General features: G+C 70.1%; 21 protein-coding genes and 1 riboswitch. Of the genes, 12 read left to right on the top strand and 9 right to left on the bottom strand.

Going from position 1 to position 25,108, the window contains the following annotated elements:
• Positions 1–10: 10 nt before the first annotated feature.
• Entirely contained in the window at positions 11–703 is a 693-nt protein-coding gene (locus ACWDAG_RS19580; RefSeq protein ID WP_450696840.1) for a response regulator, read from the bottom strand.
• Positions 704–864: 161 nt separating this feature from the next.
• On the opposite strand from ACWDAG_RS19580, the gene ACWDAG_RS19575 reads away from it, so the two are divergent.
• The 3 genes from ACWDAG_RS19575 (at position 865) to ACWDAG_RS19565 (ending at position 3,668) form a co-directional block, all read left to right on the top strand.
• Entirely contained in the window at positions 865–1,680 is an 816-nt protein-coding gene (locus ACWDAG_RS19575; RefSeq protein ID WP_450696839.1) for an ABC transporter ATP-binding protein, read from the top strand.
• Between the two features lie 4 nt (positions 1,681–1,684).
• Positions 1,685–2,542 carry an ABC transporter permease gene (locus ACWDAG_RS19570; RefSeq protein WP_450696838.1) on the top strand — a complete coding sequence of 286 codons (858 nt, stop codon included), beginning with the start codon at positions 1,685–1,687 and terminating at the stop codon, positions 2,540–2,542.
• A gap of 73 nt (positions 2,543–2,615) precedes the next feature.
• A complete protein-coding gene (locus ACWDAG_RS19565) occupies positions 2,616–3,668 on the top strand; it encodes an ABC transporter substrate-binding protein (protein ID WP_450696837.1) in 1,053 nt (350 codons plus the stop codon).
• A gap of 55 nt (positions 3,669–3,723) precedes the next feature.
• Here the strand turns inward: ACWDAG_RS19565 and ACWDAG_RS19560 are convergent, their stop codons facing one another.
• From ACWDAG_RS19560 to ACWDAG_RS19545, 4 genes are all read right to left on the bottom strand, one after another.
• Positions 3,724–4,404, bottom strand: coding sequence for a response regulator (locus ACWDAG_RS19560; protein ID WP_450696836.1), 681 nt, complete (start codon positions 4,402–4,404; stop codon positions 3,724–3,726).
• A complete protein-coding gene (locus ACWDAG_RS19555; RefSeq protein WP_450696835.1) occupies positions 4,401–6,065 on the bottom strand; it encodes an ATP-binding protein in 1,665 nt (554 codons plus the stop codon). The genes ACWDAG_RS19560 and ACWDAG_RS19555 overlap by 4 nt, the downstream gene beginning before the upstream one ends.
• A gap of 102 nt (positions 6,066–6,167) precedes the next feature.
• Positions 6,168–7,109, bottom strand: coding sequence for a sucrase ferredoxin (locus ACWDAG_RS19550; RefSeq protein WP_450696834.1), 942 nt, complete (start codon positions 7,107–7,109; stop codon positions 6,168–6,170).
• Between the two features lie 78 nt (positions 7,110–7,187).
• The gene (locus ACWDAG_RS19545) at positions 7,188–8,441 is read right to left on the bottom strand and encodes a citrate synthase (protein WP_450696833.1); all 1,254 of its coding nucleotides are present in this window, start codon (positions 8,439–8,441) and stop codon (positions 7,188–7,190) included.
• Positions 8,442–8,550: 109 nt separating this feature from the next.
• Between ACWDAG_RS19545 and ACWDAG_RS19540 the strand changes: the two genes are divergently transcribed.
• Positions 8,551–9,717: a citrate synthase/methylcitrate synthase gene (locus tag ACWDAG_RS19540; RefSeq protein WP_450696832.1), complete on the top strand. Its 1,167-nt coding sequence runs from the start codon at positions 8,551–8,553 to the stop codon at positions 9,715–9,717.
• A gap of 143 nt (positions 9,718–9,860) precedes the next feature.
• Here the strand turns inward: ACWDAG_RS19540 and ACWDAG_RS19535 are convergent, their stop codons facing one another.
• Positions 9,861–10,097 carry a hypothetical protein gene (locus ACWDAG_RS19535; protein ID WP_450696831.1) on the bottom strand — a complete coding sequence of 79 codons (237 nt, stop codon included), beginning with the start codon at positions 10,095–10,097 and terminating at the stop codon, positions 9,861–9,863.
• Positions 10,098–10,238: 141 nt separating this feature from the next.
• Positions 10,239–10,787: a DUF6082 family protein gene (locus tag ACWDAG_RS19530; RefSeq protein WP_450696830.1), complete on the bottom strand. Its 549-nt coding sequence runs from the start codon at positions 10,785–10,787 to the stop codon at positions 10,239–10,241.
• 321 nt (positions 10,788–11,108) lie between these two features.
• Between ACWDAG_RS19530 and ACWDAG_RS19525 the strand changes: the two genes are divergently transcribed.
• Positions 11,109–12,179, top strand: coding sequence for a CobW family GTP-binding protein (locus ACWDAG_RS19525; protein WP_450696829.1), 1,071 nt, complete (start codon positions 11,109–11,111; stop codon positions 12,177–12,179).
• Here ACWDAG_RS19525 and ACWDAG_RS19520 read toward each other — a convergent pair.
• Positions 12,176–14,632, bottom strand: a complete 2,457-nt coding sequence (locus ACWDAG_RS19520; RefSeq protein ID WP_450696828.1) for a DNA gyrase/topoisomerase IV subunit A — start codon at positions 14,630–14,632, stop codon at positions 12,176–12,178. The genes ACWDAG_RS19525 and ACWDAG_RS19520 overlap by 4 nt on opposite strands.
• Positions 14,633–14,952: 320 nt before the next feature.
• Here ACWDAG_RS19520 and ACWDAG_RS19515 point away from each other — a divergent pair, with 320 nt between their 5' ends.
• The 4 genes from ACWDAG_RS19515 (at position 14,953) to ACWDAG_RS19500 (ending at position 19,765) form a co-directional block, all read left to right on the top strand.
• Positions 14,953–16,356 carry a M16 family metallopeptidase gene (locus ACWDAG_RS19515; protein ID WP_450696827.1) on the top strand — a complete coding sequence of 468 codons (1,404 nt, stop codon included), beginning with the start codon at positions 14,953–14,955 and terminating at the stop codon, positions 16,354–16,356.
• Positions 16,353–17,741 carry a M16 family metallopeptidase gene (locus tag ACWDAG_RS19510; RefSeq protein WP_450696826.1) on the top strand — a complete coding sequence of 463 codons (1,389 nt, stop codon included), beginning with the start codon at positions 16,353–16,355 and terminating at the stop codon, positions 17,739–17,741. The genes ACWDAG_RS19515 and ACWDAG_RS19510 overlap by 4 nt, the downstream gene beginning before the upstream one ends.
• Positions 17,742–17,944: 203 nt before the next feature.
• A riboswitch (cyclic di-AMP (ydaO/yuaA leader) is annotated at positions 17,945–18,109 on the top strand.
• A 12-nt stretch (positions 18,110–18,121) separates the two neighbouring features.
• Positions 18,122–18,886 (top strand): M23 family metallopeptidase, encoded by a 765-nt coding sequence (locus tag ACWDAG_RS19505; protein WP_450696825.1) that lies wholly within the window; start codon positions 18,122–18,124, stop codon positions 18,884–18,886.
• A gap of 186 nt (positions 18,887–19,072) precedes the next feature.
• A complete protein-coding gene (locus ACWDAG_RS19500; protein WP_450696824.1) occupies positions 19,073–19,765 on the top strand; it encodes a GntR family transcriptional regulator in 693 nt (230 codons plus the stop codon).
• A 139-nt stretch (positions 19,766–19,904) separates the two neighbouring features.
• On the opposite strand, the gene ACWDAG_RS19495 is transcribed toward ACWDAG_RS19500, so the two are convergent.
• On the bottom strand, positions 19,905–20,186 hold the full coding sequence (locus tag ACWDAG_RS19495) for an HPr family phosphocarrier protein (RefSeq protein ID WP_030605519.1): 282 nt from the start codon (positions 20,184–20,186) through the stop codon (positions 19,905–19,907).
• Between the two features lie 208 nt (positions 20,187–20,394).
• On the opposite strand from ACWDAG_RS19495, the gene ACWDAG_RS19490 reads away from it, so the two are divergent.
• The 3 genes from ACWDAG_RS19490 (at position 20,395) to ACWDAG_RS19480 (ending at position 25,071) form a co-directional block, all read left to right on the top strand.
• Complete coding sequence (locus tag ACWDAG_RS19490) at positions 20,395–23,226, top strand: bifunctional acetate--CoA ligase family protein/GNAT family N-acetyltransferase (protein WP_450696823.1); 2,832 nt, start codon at positions 20,395–20,397, stop codon at positions 23,224–23,226.
• A gap of 64 nt (positions 23,227–23,290) precedes the next feature.
• The gene (locus ACWDAG_RS19485) at positions 23,291–23,878 is read left to right on the top strand and encodes a DUF5998 family protein (protein ID WP_450696822.1); all 588 of its coding nucleotides are present in this window, start codon (positions 23,291–23,293) and stop codon (positions 23,876–23,878) included.
• Positions 23,878–25,071: an alkaline phosphatase family protein gene (locus ACWDAG_RS19480; RefSeq protein WP_450696821.1), complete on the top strand. Its 1,194-nt coding sequence runs from the start codon at positions 23,878–23,880 to the stop codon at positions 25,069–25,071. The genes ACWDAG_RS19485 and ACWDAG_RS19480 overlap by 1 nt, the downstream gene beginning before the upstream one ends.
• Positions 25,072–25,108 lie beyond the last annotated feature (37 nt).

The following is a 25,108-nucleotide window of genomic DNA, read 5'->3' as shown; positions in this document are numbered from 1 at the left end:
AGACTTCGGGCTACGGCGCCACCCACGCGTACCGGTGTTCCGGGCGCCCTGTGTCGCCGTACTTGAGGGAGAGGCGGAGGCGGCCGGCCTGTTCGAGGTGGCGGAGGTAGCGCTGTGCGGTGGAGCGGCTGAGGCCGGTCTCCGCGGCCACCTCGTGGGCCGAGAGCGGGTGTTCGGCGTGGTGCAGGACCCGGCAGATCAGGTCGGTGGTCGGTTCCGAGTGGCCGCTGGGCAGGCCTGGTGACGACGGCGCCGGCGTGGTGCGCAGGGCACCGAAGATCCGGTCCACCTGCTCCTGGCCTGCGATGCCGCGGCCACCGACCCGGTCGACGGTGCGGCGCAGGGCGGCGTACGAGTCGAGGCGGGTACGCAGAGCGGCGAAGGTGAACGGCTTGACCAGATAGTGCAGCGCGCCCAGGCGCATCGCGGCCTGCACGGTCGCCACGTCGCTTGCCGCGGTGATCATGATGACGTCCGTACCGAGGCCCTGTTCCCGCATGCGGTGGACGAGTTCGAGGCCCGTCTGGTCGGGCAGGTAGTGGTCGAGCAGGACCAGGTCGATGGCCCCGCGCTGCACGCTGGCCAGCGCCTGGGCAGCGCTGTGCGCGCGGGCGGCGACCCGGAAGCCGGGAACCTTTCCCACGTACTTGGCGTTGATCTCAGCAACGCGGAAGTCGTCGTCCACGACCAGGACATCAATCATCGGGCCTCTTTCTGTCAAGGCCTGGCGGGCGTTAAGCCCGTGTTTCGGCTCCGCTGTTGTAGCGCGCGCAAAACGAGCACAACAGGCTGTTGCAAGCAAAAGAACGGCATGCGCTCACAAGGCTGCTGCTGTGGCCCGGGCCACATCTACCGTCCCCGGCCATGAGCGCAGACACCAGCCCCGCCATCCAGCTACGGGGCGCGAGCAAGATCTTCAGGACCCCGTCGGGGGGTCTGCACACGGCCGTCAGGGAGCTGGACCTCACGGTCGGGCGCGGTGAGTTCGTGGCGGTCGTCGGCCCTACGGGCTGCGGCAAGTCGACCACGTTGACCCTGGTCAGCGGCTTGGAGGAGCCCACCGAGGGTGACGTTCTGGTCGCCGGGGAGCCCGTTCGCGGCGTCGGCGACAAGGTCGGTTTCGTCTTCCAGCAGGACGCCACCTTCCCCTGGCGCACCGTGCTGTCCAACGTCATGGCGGGCCCGCGTTTTCGCGGCGTGCCCAAGGCGGAGGCGAAGGAGAAGGCGCGAGAGTGGCTGGCCCGGGTCGGGCTCGCCGCCTTCGAGGACCGCTACCCGCACCAGCTCTCCGGCGGCCAGCGCAAACGCGTGGCGCTCGCCGCGACCTTCGTCAACGACCCCGAGATCCTGCTGATGGACGAGCCGTTCTCGGCGCTCGACGTGCAGACCAGGGCGCTGATGTCGGACGAGCTGCTCGAGCTGTGGGAGGGCACGGGCGCCTCCGTGGTCTTCGTCACACACGACCTGGAGGAGTCGATCGCGCTGGCCGACAAGGTCGTCGTCATGACGGCCGGTCCGGCCACCGTGAAGCAGGTCTTCGACATCGACCTGCCGCGGCCGCGCAAGGTCGAGTCGGTGCGGCTGGAGCCGCGATTCATCGAGATCTACCGCGAGATCTGGGAGTCCCTCGGCGAAGAGGTCCGCATCACCCGTGAGAGGGGTGCCGCCAATGTCGCCTGACGTCATGCCTGAGGCACAGGTCGCGCTGACCATGACCGAGCCCGGCAACAAGACGGACCGTGCGCAGTCTCGCGCGCGTGCCGCCCGTAGACGCACGATTGTCGTTCTGATCACCCGCGTGCTGCTTCTGGTCGCCGTCCTGGGGCTGTGGGAGATGCTCTCCCGGGCCAAGGTCATCGATGCGTTCAACTTCTCGATGCCCTCGAAGATCTGGGACCAGATCTACACCTGGGTGATGCACGGGACGGCGCAGGGGTCTCTGGGAGAGCAGATCTGGTACACGTTGTACGAGGCACTGCTCGGTTGGGTGCTTGGCGTGATCGCCGGTGTCGTCCTCGGCATTGCGCTCGGGCGGATCGCCTTCCTCGCCGATGTCCTTGGTCCATACATCAAGGTACTCAACTCGATGCCGAGGATCATCCTTGCCCCGATCTTCCTGATCTGGTTCGGTCTCGGCCCGGCCTCCAAGGTTGCCTCGGCTGTGGTCCTCGTCTTCTTCCCGGTCTTCTTCAACGCCTTTCAGGGTGCCCGTGAGGTGGATCGCAATCTGGTCGCCAATGCCCGCATCCTGGGCGCCAGTGACCGTCGGGTGACCCTTCAGGTCGTCATCCCGTCCGCCACCTCGTGGATCTTCACCAGCCTCCACGTCAGCTTCGGCTTCGCACTCATCGGAGCCATCGTCGGCGAGTACATCGGAGCCACCAAAGGCATCGGCCTGCTCGTGTCGCAGTCCCAGAACACCTTCAACCCGGCCGGTGTGTACGCCGCGATGGTCATCCTCGCCGTCGTCGCGCTGGCGGCCGAAGGGCTGCTCACCTTCGTCGAACGCCGTGTCTTCCGCTGGAAGCCGACGAACTCGTAGCACCGAGCGCCCTCTTGGGGCTCCCTGTCTCCTCACCTCCCCGCACCGCTCTCTCACAAGGACGTGAATCACCATGCGCAAGTCCGTCAGATATGGCACCCTGGCCGCCGCCGGCCTGCTCACCCTCTCCTCCCTCACCGCCTGTGCCAACGACGCGGCCAGTACCGCCTCCACCAGCAAGGGCGACGGCAAGGGGACGAAGGTCAAGATCATGGTCGGTGGCCTGGACAAGGTCATCTACCTCCCCGCGATGCTCGCCCAGCGGCTCGGTTACTTCGACGCCGAGGGCCTCGACGTCGAGATGCTGAGCGAGCCCGCCGGTGTCCAGGCCGAGACCGCGCTCGTCTCCGGGCAGGTCCAGGGGGCCGTCGGCTTCTACGACCACACCCTCGACCTGCAGACCAAGGACAAGGCTGTGGAGTCCGTGGTCCAGTTCTCGCACGCGCCCGGCGAGGTGGAGATCGTCTCCAGCAAGGCGGAGGGTGACATCAAGTCGCCCAAGGACTTCAAGGGGAAGAAGCTCGGCATCACCAGTCTCGGCTCGTCGACCGACTTCCTCACCAAGTACCTTGCCGTCAAGAACGGAGTGAACGTCAGTGACTTCACGCCGGTCGCGGTCGGAGCGGGACCGACCTTCATCGCGGCGCTCCAGAAGGGTGCCATCGACGCCGGCATGACGACCGACCCGACCGTCGCCACCGTCCTGGACAAGAAGGCGGGCAAGGTTCTGCTCGACATGCGCACCCCTGAGGGCTCCCAGGAGGCGCTCGGCGGCCCGTACCCGTCGTCAAGCCTGTACATGCAGACGGACTGGGTCAACAGTCACAAGGACACCGTCCAGAAGTTGGCCAATGCATTCGTCAAGACGCTCAAGTGGATGTCCACCCACAGCTCGACGCAGATCGCCGACAAGATGCCCGCCGACTACTCGCAGGGCAACAAGGTCCTGTACGCGGCAGCCATCGACAGCACTCTGCCGATGTTCACCAAGGACGGCGTCATGCCCAAGGACGGCCCTGAGACCGTCGAGAAGGTCCTCAAGGCGTTCAACCCCAACATCAAGAATGCCAAGATCGATCTGAGCAAGACGTTCACCACCGAGTTCGTGGAGAAGGCCGCGGGCTGAATCCGTAAGTAGGGAAGGGGCACGGCTCCTTCCCCCACCCCCACAGGCCGTGCCCTCAGGCGCGGGTCGCCCACACGTAACGGTGTTCAGGGCGGCCCGCGTCGCCGTATTTCAGGGTGAGCCGGGCCCGCCCTGTGCGCTCCAGGAGCTTCAGGTACCGCTGGGCGGTCTGGCGGCTCACGCCGGTCCGGTCGGCGATCTCCTGGGCCGACAGCGGACCTTCGGCGCTCATCAGCGACTGACGTACCAGCTCCGCCGTGTTGGGGGAGTGGCCCTTGGGCAGCCCAGGCTCCGAAGAGGCCGACAGGGCGCCGAAGATACGGTCCACCTCGGCCTGCTCCGCCTCGCCGCCGCCGTCGAGCGTGCGGCGCAGCTGCGCGTACGCCTCCAGCTTGGCGCGCAGGCCCGCGAAGGCGAACGGCTTGACCAGGTACTGCAGCGCGCCGTGCCGCATCGCGGCCTGGACGGTCGACACGTCGCGCGCAGCCGTCACCATGATCACGTCGGTCTGGTGGCCTCGTCGGCGCATCTCCTGGACGACCGCAAGACCCGTCTCGTCGGGCAGGTAGTGGTCCATGAGGACCAGGTCCAGACGGGGCAGCGTCTCCAGCTGACCCAGCGCCTCGGCGGCGCTGTGCGCCACGCCGGCGACACGGAAACCCGGCACCTTCTCGACGTAGGCGGCGTTGACCTGCGCGACCCTGGTGTCGTCGTCCACGACCAGGACCTCGATCATCGCGACTCCTCCTTGACGGTCGTGTCCGCGGTTGCGGTCAGAGCCGGCTCCGGTTCGGTCAGTGCTTCCGGCAGCACGACGGTGAATTCCGCGCCGCCACCGTCCGCTTCGCCGACCGCCGCGCTGCCGCCCTGCCGCTCCGCGAGCCTGCGCACCATGGACAGGCCGATGCCGCGCTTGCGGTGTGCGGGCGGCTCCTTCGTGGACCACCCGTCAGTGAAGATCAACTCGCGTTGTTCCACCGGGATTCCGGGCCCGGTGTCGCGCACTCTGAGGACGGCGGTACGCCCTTCGGCGCGCAACTCGATCTCCACGCGCGCGTGGAGGGTGCCCGCGACCGCGTCGAGCGCGTTGTCCACCAGGTTCCCGACGATCGTGACGAGCCCCCTGGGGTCGATCAACCGGTCCGGGAGCCGCGTCCGGTCCGAGACCCACAGGGCGACACCGCGCTCGGCCGCCACCGTCGCCTTGCCGACCAGCAGAGCAGCGATCAGCGGGTCGTGGATCTTTTCGGTGACCTGTTCCGCCGTGACCCGGTGGTCACCGACCACCTCTCCCACGAACTCCACGGCGTCGTCGTACATCTCCAGTTCGAGCAGTCCCAGGAGCGTGTGCATACGGTTGGCGTGCTCGTGGTCCTGGGCGCGCAGGGCGTCGATCAGGCCGCGCGTCGAGTCGAGTTCCCGGCCGAGCTGCTCCAGTTCGGTGCGGTCACGCAGAGTGGCCACGGCGCCGCCGTCGTCGGTGGGCATGCGGTTGCAGACCAGGACGCGCTGGCCGCGGACGGTGAGCAGGTCGGTGCCGGTCACCCGGCCGGCCAGGATGTCGGCCGTACGTCCTTCCCCGAGCGCCTCGTCGGGGGACCGGCCGACGGTATCCGCGTCGATGCTCAGCAGCCGGTGTGCCTCGTCGTTCAGGAGACGTATCCGACCGGCCCGGTCCAGGGCCACGACGCCCTCCCGGATGCCGTGCAGCATCGCCTCGCGCTCCGCGAGCAGCGCCGAGATGTCGGAGAAGGCCAGGTCGCGGGTCTGTCGCTGGACCCGCCGCGAGATCAGCCAGGCGGCCAGCGCGCCGACCGCGAGTGCGCCGCCGGCGTAGGCGAGCAGCCCGGGAATCGCGCCGATGAGGTCGGCCCGCACGCTGTCGTACTTGATCCCGACCGAGACGGCCCCGATGATCTCGCCGTGGTCGTCCCGCAGGGGCACCTTGCCGCGGGCCGAGCGGCCCAGGGTGCCCTTGTCGATCTCCATGACCTCCTTGCCGGACAGGGCGTCTTCGGGATTCGTGGAGACGATGTGGCCTATCTGCGACGCCGTTGGGTGCGACCAGCGCACCCAATTCCGGTCCAGCACCACGATGTACTCGGCGTGCGTGGCTCGCCGGATCCGCTCGGCCTCCTTCTGCACCGGACCGTCCTTGGTCGGCGGGGTGTGCAGGACTCCGTCGGCGATCTGCGGGTTCTGCGCCGTGGTCTCGGCTATGGCGAGCGCCTGGCGCATCGCCTCCTCGTCGAGCTGCTTGCTGAGCGGCGCCAGGAACAGCCCGGTCGCGAGCACCGCGACTCCCGCGGCGATCGCCACCTGCATCAGCAGCACCTGCGAGAACACCCGCTTCGGCAGACCGAGGCGCAGGCGGCGTGCGGGGGGAGTGGGGCTCATACCCACGACGGTACGTGGACGGGCCGAAACCGCCGTAGGGGGTGTGGCATGCATCTCTTGATCAATGCTGAGCCCAAGTGGTCGAAGCGTTGACGCGCCGGGTCAACTCGCGAGGGCGGTCATGCTCAGCTCGTGCACCGCCAGGACCTCCATTCGCGCAGGTGAGCCGAGAATCGACGTCCCGCAGCTTTCCGGACGGGGTGGCAGGGACGCACCCTGGGCCACCTCGACGCGCCACCGGCGTCCGTCCGTGTGGGCGACGGTCACCTGCCAGTACGGCGTGGCTCCGTCCGTTCGTACGACGCTCAGGGCGTCCGCGGCATACTCGCGCGCGGCGGTGCGCACGGCCAGCTCGGCCGCCTGGCCGGGCCGCTCCCAGGCGGAGCTGCCGCGGCAGCCCTCCACGACGATCCGTCCTTCCTGGACGCCGTGCAGGACCTCCGTCACGGCGTCGGCCTCGGCGCGGCCGTATGCGTATCCGTACGGAAGGACGAGCAGCGTGGGCGAGAAGCGATGGCCACCCAGATGAGTGACCTCCCAGACGCCCTCGACCTCGGAGGCGGCGAGCTCGGCCGCGAGCGGGCGACCGAGCAGCGCGCAGCAGCGGTCGCGCTTGCCGTTGGTGCAGACGAGCGCGAGAGGGCCACCGGCGTGCGGCCGGGCGCCGAGCGCCGTGTCGAAGGTGTGGTGCTCGCCCCTGCCGAGCGCGGCGAAGTCGAGGTCGAGCAGAGCCCGCGGATCGCAGACCGTGGCGGAGTGCAGCCATGCGTTGCCGGGCACGGTGTGGGCCGCGTACACCTGCCGCGTGGTGGGAGTGCCGCAGTCGGCGTGCCGTCCCGGGCGGCGGATCAGCGCGATACGTACGCCCGTGCCGTCCGTGGCCGCCTCCAGGGCGCGGCCGAGGGCCGGATCGAGGTGGCTCGAAGTGAGCGCCTTGGCGCCCCAAGGACCTGGCTGCTCCAGCAGCAGCCAGGTCCTCGCGGTGGCCGCGGTTCCCGAAAGGGGCTCGTCGAGCTCCTGGGAGACGATTGAGCACGTACTCACAGAGGTGAGCCTAACCTGAGTTGACTCACGGCGACTTCCGGCCGCGTCGGTGTCCGGCGCCGGCAGGCGCCGATCCGGCTAGGGCAGCGGCTGGGGCGGCCTCGGGCCGACGTAGTGTCCACTGGGCCGCATGCGCAGCGGGCGTTCGCCGTACTCCTCGAGCGCATGGGCGATCCAGCCCGCCGTACGCGCCACGGCGAAGATCGTCTCGCCCGCGGTGGAGGGCATGCCCGAGGATGCGGTGAGCACCGCCAGCGCCAGGTCGACATTGGCATGCAGCGGGGTGTGGCGGGCGGTGGTGGCCACGATGTCGCGGGCCGCGGCGAGGGCGGGGGCGGCGCGGGGGATCTCCTCCAGGAGGCCGAACAGGACACGCGCGCGTGGGTCCTCGCCGGGATAGAGCCGGTGGCCGAGGCCCGGGATGCGGCGGCCCGCCCGCAGCTCTTCCGCGATGACGGGGCCGGCGTTGCCCTCGTCGAGCACGTCGAGCAGCAGCCGGTGGGCGAGGCCGCTGGCCGCTCCGTGCAAGGGGCCCTCCAGCACGCCGAGCCCGGCGGAGACGGCCGCGTAGGCGTGGGCGCGGGCCGAGGCGGCGACGCGCACTGCAAGCGTCGAGGCGGCGAGGTCGTGGTCGACGAGGAGGGCCAGCGCGGTGTCCAGCACGCGCAGCGAGGCCTCGTCCGGGTCGACTCCGCTCAGCCGCGCCCACAGGCGGTGCGCCAGCGGACCCTCGTCGCGGTGGCCGCGCCGGGCCGGTGGCAGGGCCGCGACCAGGGTGGGGATGAGGGTTCGCGCGGTGCCGAGCACGGCGTCCTCGGAGAGGTCGAAGCGCAACGGGTCCGCCACCGCGGCGGCGATCGCGGCAACCCGCAGCCGGTCGGTCGGTCCGGTGTGTTCGGGCAGCGTGTCGACGGCGCGGCGGGCCAGGGCGACGGAGGCCTTCGGTGCGGTGAACGCCATGCCGGGGCGCAGTCGGCCGGTCCACAGCCACTCGGCGACCTCTTCGTAGGAGTGGTGCGTGGCCAGTTCGGTGGCGTCGACGCCGCGGAAGAAGTACCGGTCCGCCTCGATGAGGGTGATGCGGGTCCGCACGGAGAGCTCGCCGCTTGAGGGTGAACTCCCGCTGCTCTCCCGTCTGTTGCGCCGGGCGAGTGCCTCCACCTCCTTGACGTCGAAGGTGCTGCCCCGGCCGCCGGGCACGCGGCGGCTGCCGAGCTGGCCGCGGCTCACATACGCGTACACGGTCTCGGGCTTCACGCCCAGCAGTTCGGCGGCTTCCTTGGTGGTCAGCCGGCGTTCGGCGTGACCGGCGGAGGGGTCTTGATCGCGCATGGGGTCACCGTATCCGCATCACGACGCATGGATCCAAAGCATTGATCCAATCAATATTGACAGAGAATGAGTCAAGCATCGACAGTTGAATCAAGTCCAGGGAGGAATCATGTCCGTCAACAGGTCAGCCGTCGCCGCCGTCGACGTGCCGCGGGGGCTCGCCGGTGTCGTCGTCACCGACACCGAGATCGGGGACGTCCGGGGGCTCGAGGGCTTCTACCACTACCGCCAGTACTCGGCCGTCGAACTCGCGCAGACCCGTGGTTTCGAGGACGTCTGGCATCTCCTGGTCCACGGCGAACTGCCGGACGCGGCGCAACGTGCGGTGTTCGTCTCCGAGACGACGGCCCTGCGGCGGCTGCCCGACGAGGTGCGGGCGGCTCTGCCCGCCATTGCCGCGGCGAGCGGGAGGTCGGGCCCGCTGGCCGGTATGCGCACCGCGCTGTCGCTGCTCGGCGCGGCGAAGGGCTTCCGGCCGGTGTACGACATCGACGCGCCCGACCGCCGTCAGGACACTCTCGTGGCGGCCGCGGCCGTCCCGACCCTGCTTACGGCGCTGCATCGGCTGGGCCGGGGTCTCGAACCGGTGGAGCCCCGGGACGACCTTTCCTATGCGGCCAACTACCTCTACATGCTGACGGGTTCGGTGCCGGAGCCGAAGCGGGCCCGGGCGGTCGAGCAGTACTTGATCTCAACCATTGATCACGGCTTCAATGCATCAACCTTCACCGCGCGGGTCATAGCGTCGACCGGAGCGGACGTTGCCGCCTGCCTCGTCGGAGCCGTGGGGGCGCTCTCCGGTCCGCTGCACGGTGGTGCGCCCAGCCGCGCGCTGGACACGCTGGATGCGATCGGTACCCCGGATCGCATCGACCCCTGGATCCGTGAACGCGTCCTTGCCGGCGACCGGATCATGGGCTTCGGCCACCCCGTGTACCGCACCGAGGACCCCCGTTCCCGGATGCTCCGTGAGGTGGCCCAGAGCTTCGGCGGCCCGCGCGTGGAGTTCGCCGTGGAGGTGGAACGTCACGTCGAGAGGATCCTGACGGAGCTGAAGCCCGGCCGCGAACTGCACACGAACGTCGAGTTCTACGCGGGCGTGGTCATGGAACTGTGCGGCCTGCCCCGCGAGATGTTCACCCCGACGTTCGCGGCGGCGCGGGTGGTGGGCTGGAGCGCGAACATCCTCGAACAGGCGGAGGACTCGAAGATCATCCGTCCGGTGGCGCGGTATGTGGGGCCGGGGGCGCCGGTGCGGGTGCCAGAGCCGGCCTGAGAGATGCGTGCGGCCTGGTGCCGTTCTGGCGCCAGGCCTCATCGGTGGTGATCGAGCAGGAACGGGGTGCCGGCTGCTCATCGAGGGATGCCCGGCTCGGACCGTGGTTGTGTGGGGCCGGGACACGAACGGGACGGGGGTGGTCAGGCGTCGGGGATGTCCGCCTTGGCGCGGATCAGAGTCTCCCGACTCACGATGACGATGCGTTCGTAGTCGGCTCGGGAGGCGTCTGCGGGCAGTTCCCCCTCCAGCGCCTCGGTGGCCTCAGTGCCGATGACGGCGAAGTTGCCGTCGTTCAGTTCGAAGACGTCCGGGCAGTTTGCTCCTGAGGCACTGCCGCGGGCACTCGGAGGCACACCGATGCGGCGCACGATTTTCAAGGGTACCGGTCCTTACACAAGATGTGGGCAGAGTGGTGTGGAGCACGTTACTGGGATTGCTGATGCACGTGCGTCTGCATCCACGAAAGTCACCCAAACCGCCCTGGTGACGTCCCTCCGTTGACCGGGCCCTCCCGAAGATCAATCAGTGGGTGGGTTACCCACCACCCACCACTGGTCAGCGTCGGACTCTTCGATCTCCTTGATGAGATCGTCGACCATCCGTCCGAGCCTGGCCTCGTCGGACGACGCCTTCAAGGTCGCGCGCTGCCCCTTGGAGGCCTCCCAGTACTCGCGCATCAGGGGATTCTGGAAGAGCTCGCGTGCGTGACCGTAGAACTCCCGCTGGTCAAGGATCCCTGCCCGATGGAGGTGGTAGAGGTTGATGTACCAGGCGTTGGCATAAAAGTACTGGCGCCGCTTGGCTTCCGGGATGTTCGCGTCATAGGTGTCGATCACGGCGGCAAGGGAGGGATCGTCGATCGCCCTGGACAGCAACTCCCAATGCATGCGCTGCTGGTGTGCCAAGGCCCTGCGGCGAGCGGCCAGTTCCTCGAGCTCCAGCCGCTTCACCTGCAGTTGCTCTGCTTCGAGTCGCCGTCGGCCTGCGGCCAGTGTCAGCCCGGCAGTGGCGAGCAGGCCGGCCGTGACGAAGGCGAGCCTCCCCGCTGATGTATTCCGTGTGGCCATGTCAACCCCCGAGTCAGGCGGCCGTCCGCCGGTCGTCGGAATGCGGGTCGACTGATGGGGACCGGCGAGCGGTGGGCGGCGCTTGCCGTCTCCCAGGGTGCCGAGCGGCTCTGATCGGCAGGGAGGCGGAGAGGCGGCGCACGGAGGGAAGCGAGGGTCGCACACTCCGGCGCCTTGCCCAACGTCTGCCCCGCAAGTGCTGCTAACAATCGTTCACTTCGCGGTGATTATTCCGGCTCGTATCCTGGTCCGGCATTCAATCCTCGTGCGTGCGCCGGGACCGCGATCCGGTGTGCGCGTCGGTGTCAGAGAGGTCGCACGTTGAGTCAGCCGAGCCACAGCCTCCGGCAGATCCCGGTCGTCGTACTCGCCGGATTCCTGGGCTCCGGCAAGACCACCCTCCTCAATCACCTCCTCCACCGCAGCGGTGGCAGTCGTATCGGCGCCGTCGTGAACGACTTCGGCGCCATCGAGATCGACGCCATGGCCGTGGCCGGAGCGCTCGGCGATTCCACCGTCTCGCTCGGAAACGGCTGCCTGTGCTGTGCCGTGGACGTCAGCGAGCTCGACCTCTATCTCGAGCGGCTCGCCCGGCCCTCCGCCGGCATCGACGTCATCGTGATCGAGGCCAGCGGCCTCGCCGAACCCCAGGAACTGGTGCGCATGGTGCTCGCCAGTGAGCAACCGGGGATCGTGTACAGCGGCCTCGTCGAGGTCGTCGACGCCGCCGAGTTCGACGACACGCGCGCGAAGCACCCCGAGGTCGACCGGCATCTCGCCCTCGCCGATCTCGTCGTCGTCAACAAGCTCGACCGGGTGCAGGACGCAGAGCGCGTCCTCGGGCTCGTCCGCTCGCTCGTCGACCGTGCAGCCGTCGTCCCGGCCACCTACGGCCGCATCGATCCCGAGTTCCTCTTCGACTGCAAGCCGAGCGAGGAGCGCATCGGGCAGCTGTCCTTCGACGACCTGCACGAACACGGCGAGCACGGACACGCCGACCACCTCCACGCGGCCTACGACAGCCTGTCCTTCAGCTCCGAAGTGCCCCTGGACCCACGTCGGTTGATGGAGTTCCTCGACAGCAGGCCAGAGGGGCTGTACCGGATCAAGGGGTACGTCGACTTCGGGGCGTACGACGTCCACAACCGCTACGCCGTGCACGCGGTGGGGCGCTTTCTGCGCTTCTACCCTGAGCCCTGGGCACCGGGCGATGCCCGCCTCACCCAGCTGGTTCTCATCGGCTCCGGCATCGACGCGCCCGCCCTCGGCAAGGAACTGGAGGCGTGCAACAGCGACGCCCCGCACACCGCCGACGAGCACGGTATGTGGGGCGTCCTGCGCTACGTACAGGATCCGGAAGAGGACCCGGACCTGGTGGAGCCGTCGGCCTAGACGGGTCCTGCCACCACCGCCACCGTCTTCCCCAGTGACACGCCCGAGCCGTCGCGGCGCGGGTCGATCTCGGGGAGGTCGGCCGGGGTGCCGTTCTTCTGCGCCGCCTTGGCCGGAACGGTGCCCGCCCAGGCCAGGGACAGGCAGTCCTCGCCCTTCAGGAACCGCTGGCAGCGCACCCCGCCGGTGGCGCGGCCCTTGCGCGGGTACTGGTCGAACGGGGTCAGCTTGGCCGTCGTCTGGACCGAGTCGTCGAGTGTGCCGCGCGAGCCCGCGACCGTGAACACGACCGCATCCGCCGCCGGGTCCACCGCCGTGAAGGAGATGACCTTCGCGCCCTCGGTGAGCTTGATGCCCGCCATACCGCCCGCGGGGCGGCCCTGGGGGCGGACCTGCGAGGCCTGGTAGCGCAGCAGCTGCGCGTCGTCCGTGATGAAGACCAGGTCCTCCTCGCCGGTACGCAGCTCGACCGCGCCCACGATCCGGTCGCCGTCCCTGAGCGTGATGACCTCCAACTCCTCCTTGTTGGACGGGTAGTCGGGGACGACACGCTTGACGACGCCCTGTTCGGTGCCGAGGGCGAGGCCGGGGGAGGACTCGTCCAGCGTGGTCAGGCAGACCACCGTCTCGTCGTCCTCCAGGGAGAGGAACTCCGACAGGGGCGCCCCGCCGGAGAGGTTCGGCGCCGACACCGTCTCCGGCAGCTGGGGAAGGTCGACGACGTTGATCCGCAGCAGACGGCCCGAGGAGGTCACCGCGCCGATCTCGCCACGTGCCGTCGCCGGCACCGCGGACACGATCACGTCGTGCTTGGTGCGCCGGGCGTCGGCGTCCTCCGGGAAGGGCTCGCCGTTCGACGTGCGGGCCAGCAGGCCCGTGGAGGAGAGCAGCACCCGGCAGGGGTCGTCCGCGACCTGCAGCGGTACGGCGGCTGCCGGGGCGCCCGAGGCCTCCAGCAGGACCGTACGCCGCTCGGTGCCGAACTTCTTGGCCACCGCGGCCAGTTCGGAGGAGACCAGCTTGCGCAGTTCCGCGTCCGACTCGAGGATCCGGGTCAGCTCCGCGATCTCCGCGTTGAGCTTCTCCTTCTCCGATTCCAGTTCGATGCGGTCGTACTTGGTGAGGCGGCGCAGCGGCGTGTCGAGGATGTACTGGGTCTGGATCTCCGAGAGCGAGAAGCGCTCCATCAGGCGTTCCTTCGCCTCCGCGCTGTTCTCGCTGGAGCGGATGAGGCGGATGACCTCGTCGATGTCGACGAGCGCCGTGAGCAGGCCTTCGACCAGGTGCAGACGGTCGCGGCGCTTGGTGCGGCGGAACTCGCTGCGGCGGCGCACGACATCGAAACGGTGGTCGAGATAGACCTCCAGGAGCTCCTTGAGGCCCAGTGTGAGCGGCTGGCCGTCGACCAGTGCGACGTTGTTGATGCCGAAGGACTCCTCCATCGGCGTCAGCTTGTACAGCTGCTCCAGGACTGCCTCCGGCACGAAGCCGTTCTTGATCTCGATGACCAGGCGCAGGCCGTGCGCGCGGTCGGTGAGGTCCTTGACGTCGGCGATGCCCTGGATCTTCTTGGAACCGACCAGATCCTTGATCTTGGCGATCACCTTCTCCGGGCCGACCGTGAAGGGCAGTTCGGTGACGACCAGGCCCTTGCGGCGGGCGGTGACGGTCTCGATCTCGACCGTGGCACGGATCTTGAAGGTGCCGCGGCCCGTCTCGTACGCGTCCCGGATGCCGGCGAGGCCCACGATGCGGCCGCCGGTGGGCAGATCCGGGCCGGGGACGTGCTTCATCAGGGTGTCGAGGTCCGCGCCCGGGAAGCGGATCAGGTGGCGGGCGGCCGAGATGACCTCGGCGAGGTTGTGCGGCGGCATGTTCGTCGCCATGCCGACCGCGATGCCCGACGCGCCGTTCACCAGCAGGTTCGGGAAGGCCGCGGGCAGGGCGACCGGCTCCTGCTCCTGGCCGTCGTAGTTGGGCGCGAAGTCGACCGTGTCCTCGTCGATCGACTCCGTCATCAGGCTCGTCGCCTGGGCCTGGCGGCACTCGGTGTACCGCATGGCGGCCGGCGGGTCGTCGTTGCCCAGCGAGCCGAAGTTGCCGTGGCCGTCGACCAGCGGCACGCGCATGGAGAAGGGCTGGGCCATGCGCACCAGGGCGTCGTAGATCGACGCGTCGCCGTGCGGGTGCAGCTTGCCCATGACCTCGCCGACCACGCGCGCGCACTTCACATAGCCGCGGTCGGGGCGCAGCCCCATCTCGTTCATCTGGTAGACGATGCGACGGTGGACCGGCTTGAGGCCGTCGCGGGCGTCGGGCAGGGCTCGGGAGTAGATGACCGAGTACGCGTACTCGAGGAAGGAGCCCTGCATCTCGTCGACGACGTCGATGTCGAGGATGCGCTCCTCGAACGAGTCGTCGGGCGGCGGGGTCTTCGTGCTGCGGCGGGCCATCGCTGCCGGCTCCTCTTTTCTGGCTGCTCGCCTACGGGTCGCTCACGTCCCCTTCGGCTCGCTCATGCTGAAGCGTGAACGGTATCTGTCGCGGACCATTGTGGACCGCGGCACTGACAACGCGGGCCAGGACCCTGTGTCGGCGGTCCGGGCCGGTGGGCGGGGCCAACCTCGCCGCGGCTGCCCGCAGGCTACGCGATCCGCTGTGGGCGTACGTCGTCCGGGAACTTCGCCGACGATCTGCACGCTTGCATACAGTGGCGGGACCGGCAGGAAAACCGCGGTTCGAACCACCGCATCCGCGAGGCGAAGGGATGTACATGCCCATGGGTCACACGGCCACAGACCAGGCAGGCACCGGGGGCCTGACAGCGACGGAGCACCGCCTGGCCAACGGCCTGCGCGTGGTGCTCTCGGAGGATCACCTGACCCCGGTGGCGGCGGTGTGCCTCTGGTACGACGTCGGCTCGCGCCACGAAGTCAAGGGACGTACCGGCCTGGCTCACCTTTTCGAGCACCTGATGTTCCAGGGCTCCGGGCAGGTCAAGGGCAACGGGCACTTCGAGCTGGTGCAGGGCGCCGGCGGCTCGCTGAACGGCACCACCAGCTTCGAGCGCACCAACTACTTCGAGACCATGCCCGCCCACCAGTTGGAGCTCGCCCTCTGGCTGGAGGCGGACCGGATGGGCTCCCTGCTCGCCGCCCTCGACGACGAGTCCATGGAGAACCAGCGGGACGTCGTCAAGAACGAGCGCAGGCAGCGCTACGACAACGTGCCGTACGGCACGGCGTTCGAGAGGCTGACCGCCCTCGCCTACCCGGAGGGCCACCCCTACCACCACACACCGATCGGCTCGATGGCCGACCTGGACGCGGCGACCCTGGAGGACGCGCGCGCGTTCTTCCGCACGTACTACGCGCCGAACAACGCCGTCCTCTCGGTGGTCGGCGACATCGACCCGGAGCAGACGCTCGCCTGGGTCGAGAAGTACTTCGGGTCCATCGCCTCGCACGACGGGAAGCCGGAGCCCCGCGACGGCTCGCTGCCCGAGATCATCGGTGAGCAGCTGCGCGAGGTCATCGAGGAGGAGGTCCCGGCGCGTGCCCTGATGGCGGCCTACCGGCTGCCCGAGGACGGCACGCGCGCGGCGGACGCCGCCGACCTGGCGCTCACCGTCCTCGGCGGCGGCGAGTCCTCCCGCCTCTACAACCGGCTGGTACGGCGTGACCGCACGGCCGTCGCGGCCGGATTCGGCCTGCTGCGGCTGGCCGGAGCGCCCTCCCTGGGCTGGCTGGACGTGAAGACCTCCGGTGACGTCGAGGTGCCGGTCATCGAGGCCGCCATCGACGAGGAGCTCGCCCGGTTCGCCGCGGAGGGCCCCACGGCCGAGGAAATGGAGCGCGCCCAGGCCCAGTTGGAGCGCGAGTGGCTGGACCGGCTCGGTACGGTCGCGGGCCGCGCCGACGAACTGTGCCGGTACGCCGTCCTGTTCGGCGACCCGCAGCTCGCCCTCACCGCCGTCCAGCGCGTCCTGGAGGTGACGGCCGAGGAGGTCCAGGAGGTCGCCAAGGCCCGCCTGCGGCCCGACAACCGCGCGGTCCTCGTCTACGAGCCGCTCTCGCCCGAGTCCGCGGAGCACACCCAGGACGAGGACTTCCCCGAAGACCCCGAGTCCGAAGCCACGGTGGAAGCCACCGACCAGAACGAGGAGGCGGCCAAGTGACCGAGCTCGCCACGATGCAGTTCCACCCGCAGCCCCGGGCGGGCGAGGCCAAGCCGTGGGCGTTCCCGTCCCCCGAGCGCGGCGCGCTCGACAACGGCCTGACCGTCCTGCGCTGCCACCGCCCCGGCCAGCAGGTCATCGCCGTCGAGGTGCTCCTGGACGCGCCCCTGGAGGCCGAACCGGCCGGCTTCGAAGGCGTCGCCACGATCATGGCGCGGGCCTTCTCCGAGGGCACCGACAAGCACTCCGCCGAGGAGTTCGCCGCCGAACTGGAGCGCTGCGGCGCCACCCTCGACTCGCACGCCGACCACCCGGGCGTCCGCCTCAGCCTCGAGGTCCCGGCCTCCCGTCTCGCCAAGGCGCTCGGTCTGCTCGCCGACGCCCTCAGGGCGCCCGCGTTCGCCGACAGCGAGGTCGAGCGGCTGGTCCGCAACCGCCTGGACGAGATCCCGCACGAGCTGGCCAACCCGTCCCGCCGTGCCGCCAAGGAGCTCTCCAAGGAGCTGTTCCCGGCGACCTCGCGCATGTCCCGCCCGCGCCAGGGCACCGAGGAGACCGTCGAGAAGATCGACGCGGCGGCCGTACGCGCCTTCTACGACCGCCATGTCCGGCCCGCCACGGCCACCGCCGTCGTCGTCGGCGACCTCACCGGCATCGACCTGGACGCGCTGCTCGGAGACACCCTGGGCGCCTGGACCGGCTCCAAGGCCGACCCCCGCCCCGTGCCGCCGGTGACCGCCGACGACACCGGGCGCGTGATCATCGTCGACCGCCCCGGCGCCGTCCAGACGCAGCTGCTCATCGGCCGCGTCGGTGCCGACCGGCACGACCGTGTGTGGCCCGCCCAGGTGCTCGGCACGTACTGCCTCGGCGGCACCCTCACCTCGCGCCTGGACCGCGTCCTGCGCGAGGAAAAGGGCTACACCTACGGTGTGCGTGCGTTCGGCCAGGTCCTCAGGTCCGCCCCGGACGGCTCCGGAGCCGCGATGCTCGCCATCAGCGGCTCCGTCGACACCCCGAACACCGGCCCGGCGCTCGAAGACCTCTGGACGGTGCTGCGCACGCTCGCCGAGGGCGGCCTCACCGACGCCGAGCGCGACGTCGCCGTGCAGAACCTCGTCGGTGTGGCACCGCTGAAGTACGAGACCGCGGCGGCCGTCGCCAGCACACTGGCCGACCAGGTCGAGCAGCACCTGCCCGACGACTACCAGGCGACCCTGTACCAGCAGCTCGCCGCGACCGGCACCGTGGAGGCCACCGCGGCGGCCGTGAGCGCCTTCCCGGTGGACCGTCTGGTGACGGTTCTCGTCGGTGACGCGGCCCAGATCAAGGAGCCCGTCGAGGCCCTCGGGATCGGCGAAGTCAAGGTCGTGGCAGCCGAGTAGAGGCTCGGTCAGCGGCACGCGCGCGTAGGGGCCCTGGTGACTGATGCGTCACCAGGGCCCCTTAATGTCCGAATTGAGGGAGAGGTTGCCTGTCTGCCCTGTGGCATGCGCTACAAAAGCCGTGATCCGTTTGGGGATTGAAAGATGCCCCGCTTAGCGTCGTCCGGGCTGTCCGTCAGGCACCGCGCCGCATCCGCGGCACCGGACAGCCATCGCCGAGTCCCCGTACGGCGCGAGCCAGGGGAGCCGGGGACCCATCGCAGTCCCTGGGGTGAATCGGACGCCCGCGCGTGCAGCGAGGGGGTCCGTAGGAGACCTTCCTGCTCCGAACCCGTCAGCTAACCCGGTAGGCGAGAGGGAAGGAAAGGACCAGCCACTACATGGCGTTCACGCGCGCCACCGGGAAGCACCGTCGTCCCCGCCGGATGCATCGCACCACCACGGCCGCCGCAGGCGTCGCGGCCCTCGCCACCACCGGCGTCATCGGAACCCTCGCAGCCCCCGCGCTCGCGGCCGAGAACTCCGTCGAGCAGACCGGCCTCACCCCCGTCATCACCATCGGCGACACGATCGCCGACAAGATCGACGCCCAGGCCGACGCCCAGAAGCAGGCAGCCGAGGAGGCCGCGCTCAAGAAGGCGGCCCTGGAAGCGGCACGCGAGAAGGCCGCCGCGAAGGCCAAGGCGGAGCGCGAGGCCAAGGAGCGCGCCGCCCGCGAGGCCGAGCGCAAGCGCCTCAACACGTTCGTCGCGCCGATCTCGAACTCGTACGTGTCGACCGGCTACCAGGCCAGCAGCTCCCTGTGGTCCTCCGGCAGCCACACCGGCATCGACTTCCACGCCGCGAGCGGCACGACCGTCCACGCGGTCGGCTCCGGCACCGTCGTCGAGGCAGGCTGGGGCGGGGCGTACGGCAACCAGATCGTGATCAAGATGGCCGACGGCATGTACACCATGTACGGCCACCTGTCGTCCATCGGCGTCTCGGTGGGCCAGACGGTCACCCCGGGCCAGCAGATAGGCCTCTCCGGCGCGACCGGCAACGCCACCGGACCGCACCTGCACTTCGAGGCCCGTACGACCTCCGAGTACGGCTCGGACGTCGACCCCGTCGCCTACCTGCGCTCGCACGGCGTGAACGTCTGACGACGTACCGCAAGATCTCCTGAGGCCCCGGCTCTTCAGCCGGGGCTTTCGGCGTTTCTGCTTCCCCGCTGTCCAAAAAATATCCCTGGATTCCGCCCCGCCGTCGGAAATTCCGGCTCCGTGCAATAGAGTCGCCGATACACGTCAATCATCGACGTTTCACGGGGATTAAGTCGGAGGTCGGTCATGCGTATTCCGGCGCACTCGGTGTGCACGGCGATCCGGGACGACATCGTCGCCGGTGTCTACGAGCGCGGCAGCCGGCTCACCGAGGAACTCCTCGCGCGCCGCTACGGCGTCTCGCGTGTCCCCGTGCGCGAGGCGCTGCGCACCCTGGAGGCCGAGGGCTTCGTGGTGACCCGGCGGCACGCGGGCGCGTGCGTCGCGGAGCCGACCGAGCAGGAGGCCGCCGACCTGCTGGAGATGCGGATGCTCCTGGAACCGCTCGGCGCCTCCCGGGCCGCCCAGCGGCGCACCGACGCCCATCTCAAGGTCCTGCGCGGCCTGGTCAGACTGGGCCAGGAGCGGGCCAGGAGGGGCAACAGCGAGGATCTGCGCTCCCTGGGGGGCTGGTTCCACGAGACGCTCGCCCAGGCCTCCGGCAGCCCCGCGCTGACCTCGATGCTGACCCAGCTGCGCCACAAGATCGCCTGGATGTACGCCGTGGAGGCCCCGGCCAACCCCGTGGAGTCCTGGGCGGAGCACGGCGCGATCGTCGACGCCGTGGCCCGCGGCGACAGTGAGCGCGCGCGTGCGCTCACCACGCTGCACTCCGAACGCTCGAGCGCGGTGCACCGGCTGCGCTTCGGCGTCCCGGAGCGGGTGAACGGTGTGAGGAACTCGCAACATCCCGTAAACATGTCGGGCCTGCGGCATTAACACGGGCGCCGTATACAAAGAGGGAACAATTCGCGGGGCATTACTTCTGCTGCCCGCGATCGGAAATTGCACCACCCTTGTGCGGGAAATGCGAAGGGCTCGCCCGGCAATTCGGACGAGCCCTTCTGTGGTGCCGTGATCAGACGGTCTCGGGAAGCTCCTCGAGCCCCTCGGAGACCAGCTTCGCCAGACGGTCGAGGGCGACGTCCGCGCCCTCGGCCTCGGAGGCGAGGACGATCTCCTCGCCGCCCTGGGCGCCCAGGCCGAGAACGGCCAGCATGGAGGCCGCGTTGACGGGGTTGCCGTCGGCCTTGGCGATCGTCACCGGGATACCTGCGGCCGTGGCGGCCCGGACGAAGATGGAAGCGGGGCGGGCGTGGAGGCCCTCGGCCCAGCCGACGTTGACGCGGCGCTCAGCCATGTGATGCTGCCCTTCAGTGTCTCAGGGTTGTCTAGACCAGTTTCCCACATGTGAAGCGTCTCCGGAGCGGTCCTGTGTCCCGTCCGGGGTGGGCAGTCGGACCGCGGCCTCGGCCCGACTTTCGTCCTTGTTCTCTTCTCGAAGGACTGCGGTGTTCTCCACAGACTGCCCCGCGCCGTTGTCGGACGCGAGCCGTACTCTGGGGCCCATGCAGACCTCGCCGGACCGGCACGAGTACCCCGCCCACTGGGAGGCCGACGTGGTGCTGCGCGACGGCGGCACCGCGCGCATCCGCCCCATCACCGTTGATGACGCCGAGCGCCTGGTCAGCTTCTACGAGCAGGTTTCGGACGAGTCGAAGTACTACCGCTTCTTCGCGCCCTACCCTCGTCTGTCCGCAAAGGACGTCCACCGCTTCACGCACCACGACTTTGTGGACCGGGTGGGACTCGCGGCCACGGTCGGCGGCGAGTTCATCGCCACCGTACGCTATGACCGCATCGGTGCCGATGGCATGCCCGCGTCAGCTCCGGCCGACGAGGCCGAGGTCGCCTTCCTCGTGCAGGACGCCCACCAGGGGCGCGGCGTCGCCTCCGCCCTCCTCGAACACATCGGCGCGGTCGCCCGGGAGCGCGGCATCCGCCGCTTCGCCGCCGAGGTGCTGCCCGCCAACACCAAGATGATCAAGGTGTTCACGGACGCCGGGTACACCCAGAAGCGCAGCTTCGAGGACGGCGTCGTACGCCTGGAGTTCGACCTCGAACCCACCGACCGTTCCCTGGCCGTGCAGCGCGCGCGTGAGCAGCGCGCCGAGGCCCGGTCCGTACGGCGGCTGCTCGTGCCGGGCTCCGTCGCCGTCGTCGGCGCCGGCCGTGCCCCCGGCGGCGTGGGCCGCAGCATCCTCGACAACCTCCGCCGTGACGCCGGCTTCACCGGGGCGCTGTACGCCGTGAACAAGGCGCTCCCCGAAGACGTGAAGGAGCTCGACGGCGTCCCCGCCCACCGCTCGGTCCGGGACATCGACGGGCCCGTCGACCTCGCGATCGTCGCCGTGCCGGCCGAGCACGTCCCCGAGGCCGTCACCGAGTGCGGCGAGCACGGAGTGCAGGGACTCGTCGTCGTCTCCGCCGGGTACGCCGAGAGCGGGCCCGAGGGGCGCGAGCGCCAGCGCGAACTCGTGCGGCACGCGCGCACGTACGGCATGCGGATCATCGGGCCGAACGCCTTCGGGATCATCAACACGTCCCCGGACGTCCGGCTGAACGCCTCCCTCGCCCCCGAGATGCCCCGCCCCGGCCGGATCGGCCTGTTCGCCCAGTCCGGCGCCATCGGCATCGCACTGCTGTCCCGGCTGCAGCGACGCGGCGGCGGCGTCACCGGAGTCACGGGCGTGTCCACCTTCGTGTCGTCCGGCAACCGCGCGGACGTGTCCGGCAACGACGTCATCCAGTACTGGTACGACGACCCCGACACCGATGTCGTCCTCATGTACCTGGAGTCCATCGGCAACCCGCGCAAGTTCACCCGCCTCGCCCGTCGCACGGCCGCCGCGAAGCCCCTGGTCGTGGTCCAGGGCGCCGGATCCGCCCCGCAGGGACATGCCGTACGGGCCACGCGGTTGCCGCACGCGACGGTGTCCGCGCTGCTCAGACAGGCCGGCGTGATCCGCGTGGACACGATCACCGAGCTGGTCGACGCGGGCCTGCTGCTCGCACGGCAGCCGCTGCCGGCGGGCCCACGGGTGGCGATCCTGGGAAACTCCGAGTCCCTCGGGCTGCTGACGTACGACGCCTGCCTCTCCGAGGGGCTCAGGCCGCTGAGGCCCCTGGACCTGACCACCGGGGCCTCGGCGGAGGACTTCCATGTGGCGCTGCTGCGGGCGCTCGGGGACGACTCGTGCGATGCGGTCGTGGTCACCGCGATCCCGGCGATCGGCGAGGGGTCACCGGGGGAGGCCGAGCTGGCGGAGGCGCTGCGATCGGCCGCCGAGTCCGTTCCGGGCAAGCCCGTGCTCGTGGTGCACGTGGAGCTCGGCGGCCTCGCGGAGGCGCTGTCGGCCGCGACGAGCACGGCACCGCAGCCGGGCACCGCGGCGACCGGCACCCGCCGGCTGCGCCCCTCACAGCAACTGCCCCCTCCGGTGCGGACACAGGAACCCGCAGCCCCCGCCACCTGCTCCCGCCTCATCCCCGCCTACCCCGCCGCCGAGCGTGCCGTCCGTGCCCTCGGCGAAGCCGTGAAGTACGCGCAGTGGCGGCGCGAGAGCGCCGACCCCGGCAAGGTGCCCGAGTACGAGGACATCGACGAGAAGGGAGCCGCCCGGCTCATCGGCGGGATGCTCGCACGCGGGCAGGGGCTCACGCTCGGCACCGAGGACACCTGCGAGCTGCTCGGGCAGTACGGCATCCCCGTGCGCAGGGCGGTGCCCGCGTTCACCCCGGACGACGCCGTGCGGGCCGCCGAGACCCTCGGCTACCCCGTCGCCCTCAAGGCCACCGCCCCGCACCTGCGCCACCGCGCCGACCTGGGCGGCGTACGCCTGGATCTCGCGGACGAGGAGCAACTGCGCCGGGCGTACGCCGAGTTGACGGAACTGTTCGGAAAGCCGGAGGAGCTCAGGCCGGTCGTGCAGGGGATGGCGCCACGCGGCGTGGACACGGTGGTACGGGCCGTCATCGACCCGGCGGCCGGGGCCGTCCTGTCCTTCGGGCTCGCCGGAGCCGCCTCCCAGCTGCTCGGTGACATGGCGCACCGACTGGTCCCCGTCACGGACCGGGAGGCGAGCTCGCTGGTCCGGTCGATCCGGACGGCGCCGCTCCTGTTCGGCTGGCGCGGCTCGACGCCGGTCGACACTCCTGCGCTGGAAGAGCTGCTGCTGAGGGTGTCCAGGCTGGTCGACGACCACCCCGAGGTCGTCGCGGTGACCCTGGAGCCGGTCGTGGTCGCACCCCGTGGTCTGACCGTCCTCGGCGCCTCCGTCCGCCTCGCGCCGCCGCCCGCCCGCGACGACCTCGGGCCGCGCACCCTTCCCGTCTACTGAGACGTCCGCTCGGACAGCGCTGACCGGTGCCTCGCAGTCAGTGCGCCCCCGTAGGATGGACGTCATGGCCAAGACCAGTACGACGACCCAGGGGCTGCGCGCGGCGATCGAGCGCAGCGGCTACTACCCGGCCCTCGTGGCCGAGGCGGTGGAGGCCGCCGTGGGCGGCGAGCCCATCCGGTCGTACCTGGTCCACCAGGAGACCACCTTCGACGCCAACGAGGTGCGCAGGCACGTCACGGTGCTCGTCCTCACCGGCAACCGCTTCATCGTCAGCCACACCGACGAGCAGGCCGCGGACACCACCTCCCCGACGCCGTACGCCACGACCTCGACGGAGTCCGTGAAGCTCGGCCGGATCTCCTCGGTCGTGCTCAGCCGCGTGGTCGCCAACCCCGAGCAGTACCAGCCCGGCACCCTGCCCCGTGAGGTCGTCCTCACCATCGGCTGGGGCGCCGTCGCCCGCATCGACCTCGAACCCGCGGCCTGCGGCGACCCCAACTGCGACGCCGACCACGGGTACACGGGCAGCTCGACGGCGGACGACCTCAGCCTGCGCGTCAGCGAGGCAGGCGACGGGCCGGAGACCGTCCGCCAGGCGCTCGCCTTCGCCCAGTCGCTCTCCGAGGCCACCGCGGACACCACCCGCTGATGTCGCAGTCCGCTCCGTGGGACACCCACCCGGAACCCCTCACCGTCGACTCCGCGCCGCCGCCCGAGTACGGCAGCGGCTCCCTCGCCGACCTGCTGCCCACACTGGCCGCCGGCATGGCCGTACCGGGCATGACCGCCGCGATCACCGAGCTGACCCCTGCCGACCGGAACTGCGTGTTCCTGATCGACGGGCTCGGCTGGGAGCAGCTGAGGGCACACCCGGACGAGGCGCCCTTCATGACCTCGCTCCTCGGCACCTCGCGCGGCGGCACCGGTCGCCCCCTGACCGCCGGCTACCCGGCGACCACCGCGACCTCCCTCGCCTCCGTCGGTACCGGTCTGCCGCCCGGTGCGCACGGCCTGCCCGGCTACACCGTGCGCAACCCGGAGACCGGCGAGCTGATGAACCAGCTGCGCTGGCGGCCGTGGACGTCGCCGCGCGCCTGGCAGCCGTACCCCACCGTCTTCCAGCTGGCCGAACAGGCCGGCGTGCACGCCGCCCAGGTGACCTCGCCGACCTTCGAGAACACCCCGCTGACCAAGGTCGCGCTCAGTGGCGGAACGTTCCACGGGCGGCTGTCCGGCGAGGACCGCATGGACCTGGCCGCCGGGCAACTGGCCGCCGGCGACCGCTCCTTGGTCTACACGTACTACGCCGAGCTGGACGGCGCCGGCCACCGCTACGGCGTCGCGTCGGACACCTGGCGCGGCCAGCTCATGCATGTCGACCGCCTCGTCCAGCGCCTCGCCGAGCAACTCCCGCCGCGCACCGCGCTGTACGTCACCGCCGACCACGGCATGGTCGACATCCCCTTCGACGAGCAGCACCGCATCGACTTCGACGAGGACTGGGAACTGCGCGCCGGTGTCGCCCTGCTGGGCGGCGAGGGCCGCGCCCGGCACGTGTACGCGGTCCAGGGCGCCGAGAACGACGTACTCACCGTCTGGCGCGAGGTGCTCGGCGAGCAGTTCTGGGTCGCCTCCCGGGACGAGGCGATCGCGGCGGGCTGGTTCGGACCGCACATCGACGAGCGGGTGTACGCCCGCATCGGCGACGTGGTCGCGGCCGCCCGCGACGACGTCCTGATCATCGCCTCCGAGCGGGAGCCCAAGGAGTCGGCGATGGTCGGCAACCACGGCTCGATGACCCCTGCCGAGCAACTGGTCCCCCTGCTCGAAGTACGCTCCTGAGGCCCACCCTCCGATCCCCTTCACCGAAAGGTGCTCA

The sequence above is a fragment of the Streptomyces sp. NPDC001157 genome (assembly GCF_053598255.1).
This window is presented reverse-complemented; position numbering and strand designations above follow the sequence as displayed.

What these genes read in the sequence shown, in the direction of transcription:
- ACWDAG_RS19580 (WP_450696840.1), bottom strand. Translation starts at nt 703, where the DNA reads ATGATTGATGTCCTGGTCGTGGACGACGACTTCCGCGTTGCTGAGATC.
- ACWDAG_RS19485 (WP_450696822.1), top strand. Translation starts at nt 23,291, where the DNA reads ATGGCCAAGACCAGTACGACGACCCAGGGGCTGCGCGCGGCGATCGAG.
- ACWDAG_RS19540 (WP_450696832.1), top strand. Translation starts at nt 8,551, where the DNA reads ATGTCCGTCAACAGGTCAGCCGTCGCCGCCGTCGACGTGCCGCGGGGG.
- ACWDAG_RS19555 (WP_450696835.1), bottom strand. Translation starts at nt 6,065, where the DNA reads ATGAGCCCCACTCCCCCCGCACGCCGCCTGCGCCTCGGTCTGCCGAAG.
- ACWDAG_RS19570 (WP_450696838.1), top strand. Translation starts at nt 1,685, where the DNA reads ATGCCTGAGGCACAGGTCGCGCTGACCATGACCGAGCCCGGCAACAAG.
- ACWDAG_RS19500 (WP_450696824.1), top strand. Translation starts at nt 19,073, where the DNA reads ATGCGTATTCCGGCGCACTCGGTGTGCACGGCGATCCGGGACGACATC.
- ACWDAG_RS19560 (WP_450696836.1), bottom strand. Translation starts at nt 4,404, where the DNA reads ATGATCGAGGTCCTGGTCGTGGACGACGACACCAGGGTCGCGCAGGTC.
- ACWDAG_RS19515 (WP_450696827.1), top strand. Translation starts at nt 14,953, where the DNA reads ATGCCCATGGGTCACACGGCCACAGACCAGGCAGGCACCGGGGGCCTG.
- ACWDAG_RS19520 (WP_450696828.1), bottom strand. Translation starts at nt 14,632, where the DNA reads ATGGCCCGCCGCAGCACGAAGACCCCGCCGCCCGACGACTCGTTCGAG.
- ACWDAG_RS19495 (WP_030605519.1), bottom strand. Translation starts at nt 20,186, where the DNA reads ATGGCTGAGCGCCGCGTCAACGTCGGCTGGGCCGAGGGCCTCCACGCC.
- ACWDAG_RS19545 (WP_450696833.1), bottom strand. Translation starts at nt 8,441, where the DNA reads ATGCGCGATCAAGACCCCTCCGCCGGTCACGCCGAACGCCGGCTGACC.
- ACWDAG_RS19505 (WP_450696825.1), top strand. Translation starts at nt 18,122, where the DNA reads ATGGCGTTCACGCGCGCCACCGGGAAGCACCGTCGTCCCCGCCGGATG.
- ACWDAG_RS19575 (WP_450696839.1), top strand. Translation starts at nt 865, where the DNA reads ATGAGCGCAGACACCAGCCCCGCCATCCAGCTACGGGGCGCGAGCAAG.
- ACWDAG_RS19490 (WP_450696823.1), top strand. Translation starts at nt 20,395, where the DNA reads ATGCAGACCTCGCCGGACCGGCACGAGTACCCCGCCCACTGGGAGGCC.
- ACWDAG_RS19565 (WP_450696837.1), top strand. Translation starts at nt 2,616, where the DNA reads ATGCGCAAGTCCGTCAGATATGGCACCCTGGCCGCCGCCGGCCTGCTC.
- ACWDAG_RS19530 (WP_450696830.1), bottom strand. Translation starts at nt 10,787, where the DNA reads ATGGCCACACGGAATACATCAGCGGGGAGGCTCGCCTTCGTCACGGCC.
- ACWDAG_RS19480 (WP_450696821.1), top strand. Translation starts at nt 23,878, where the DNA reads ATGTCGCAGTCCGCTCCGTGGGACACCCACCCGGAACCCCTCACCGTC.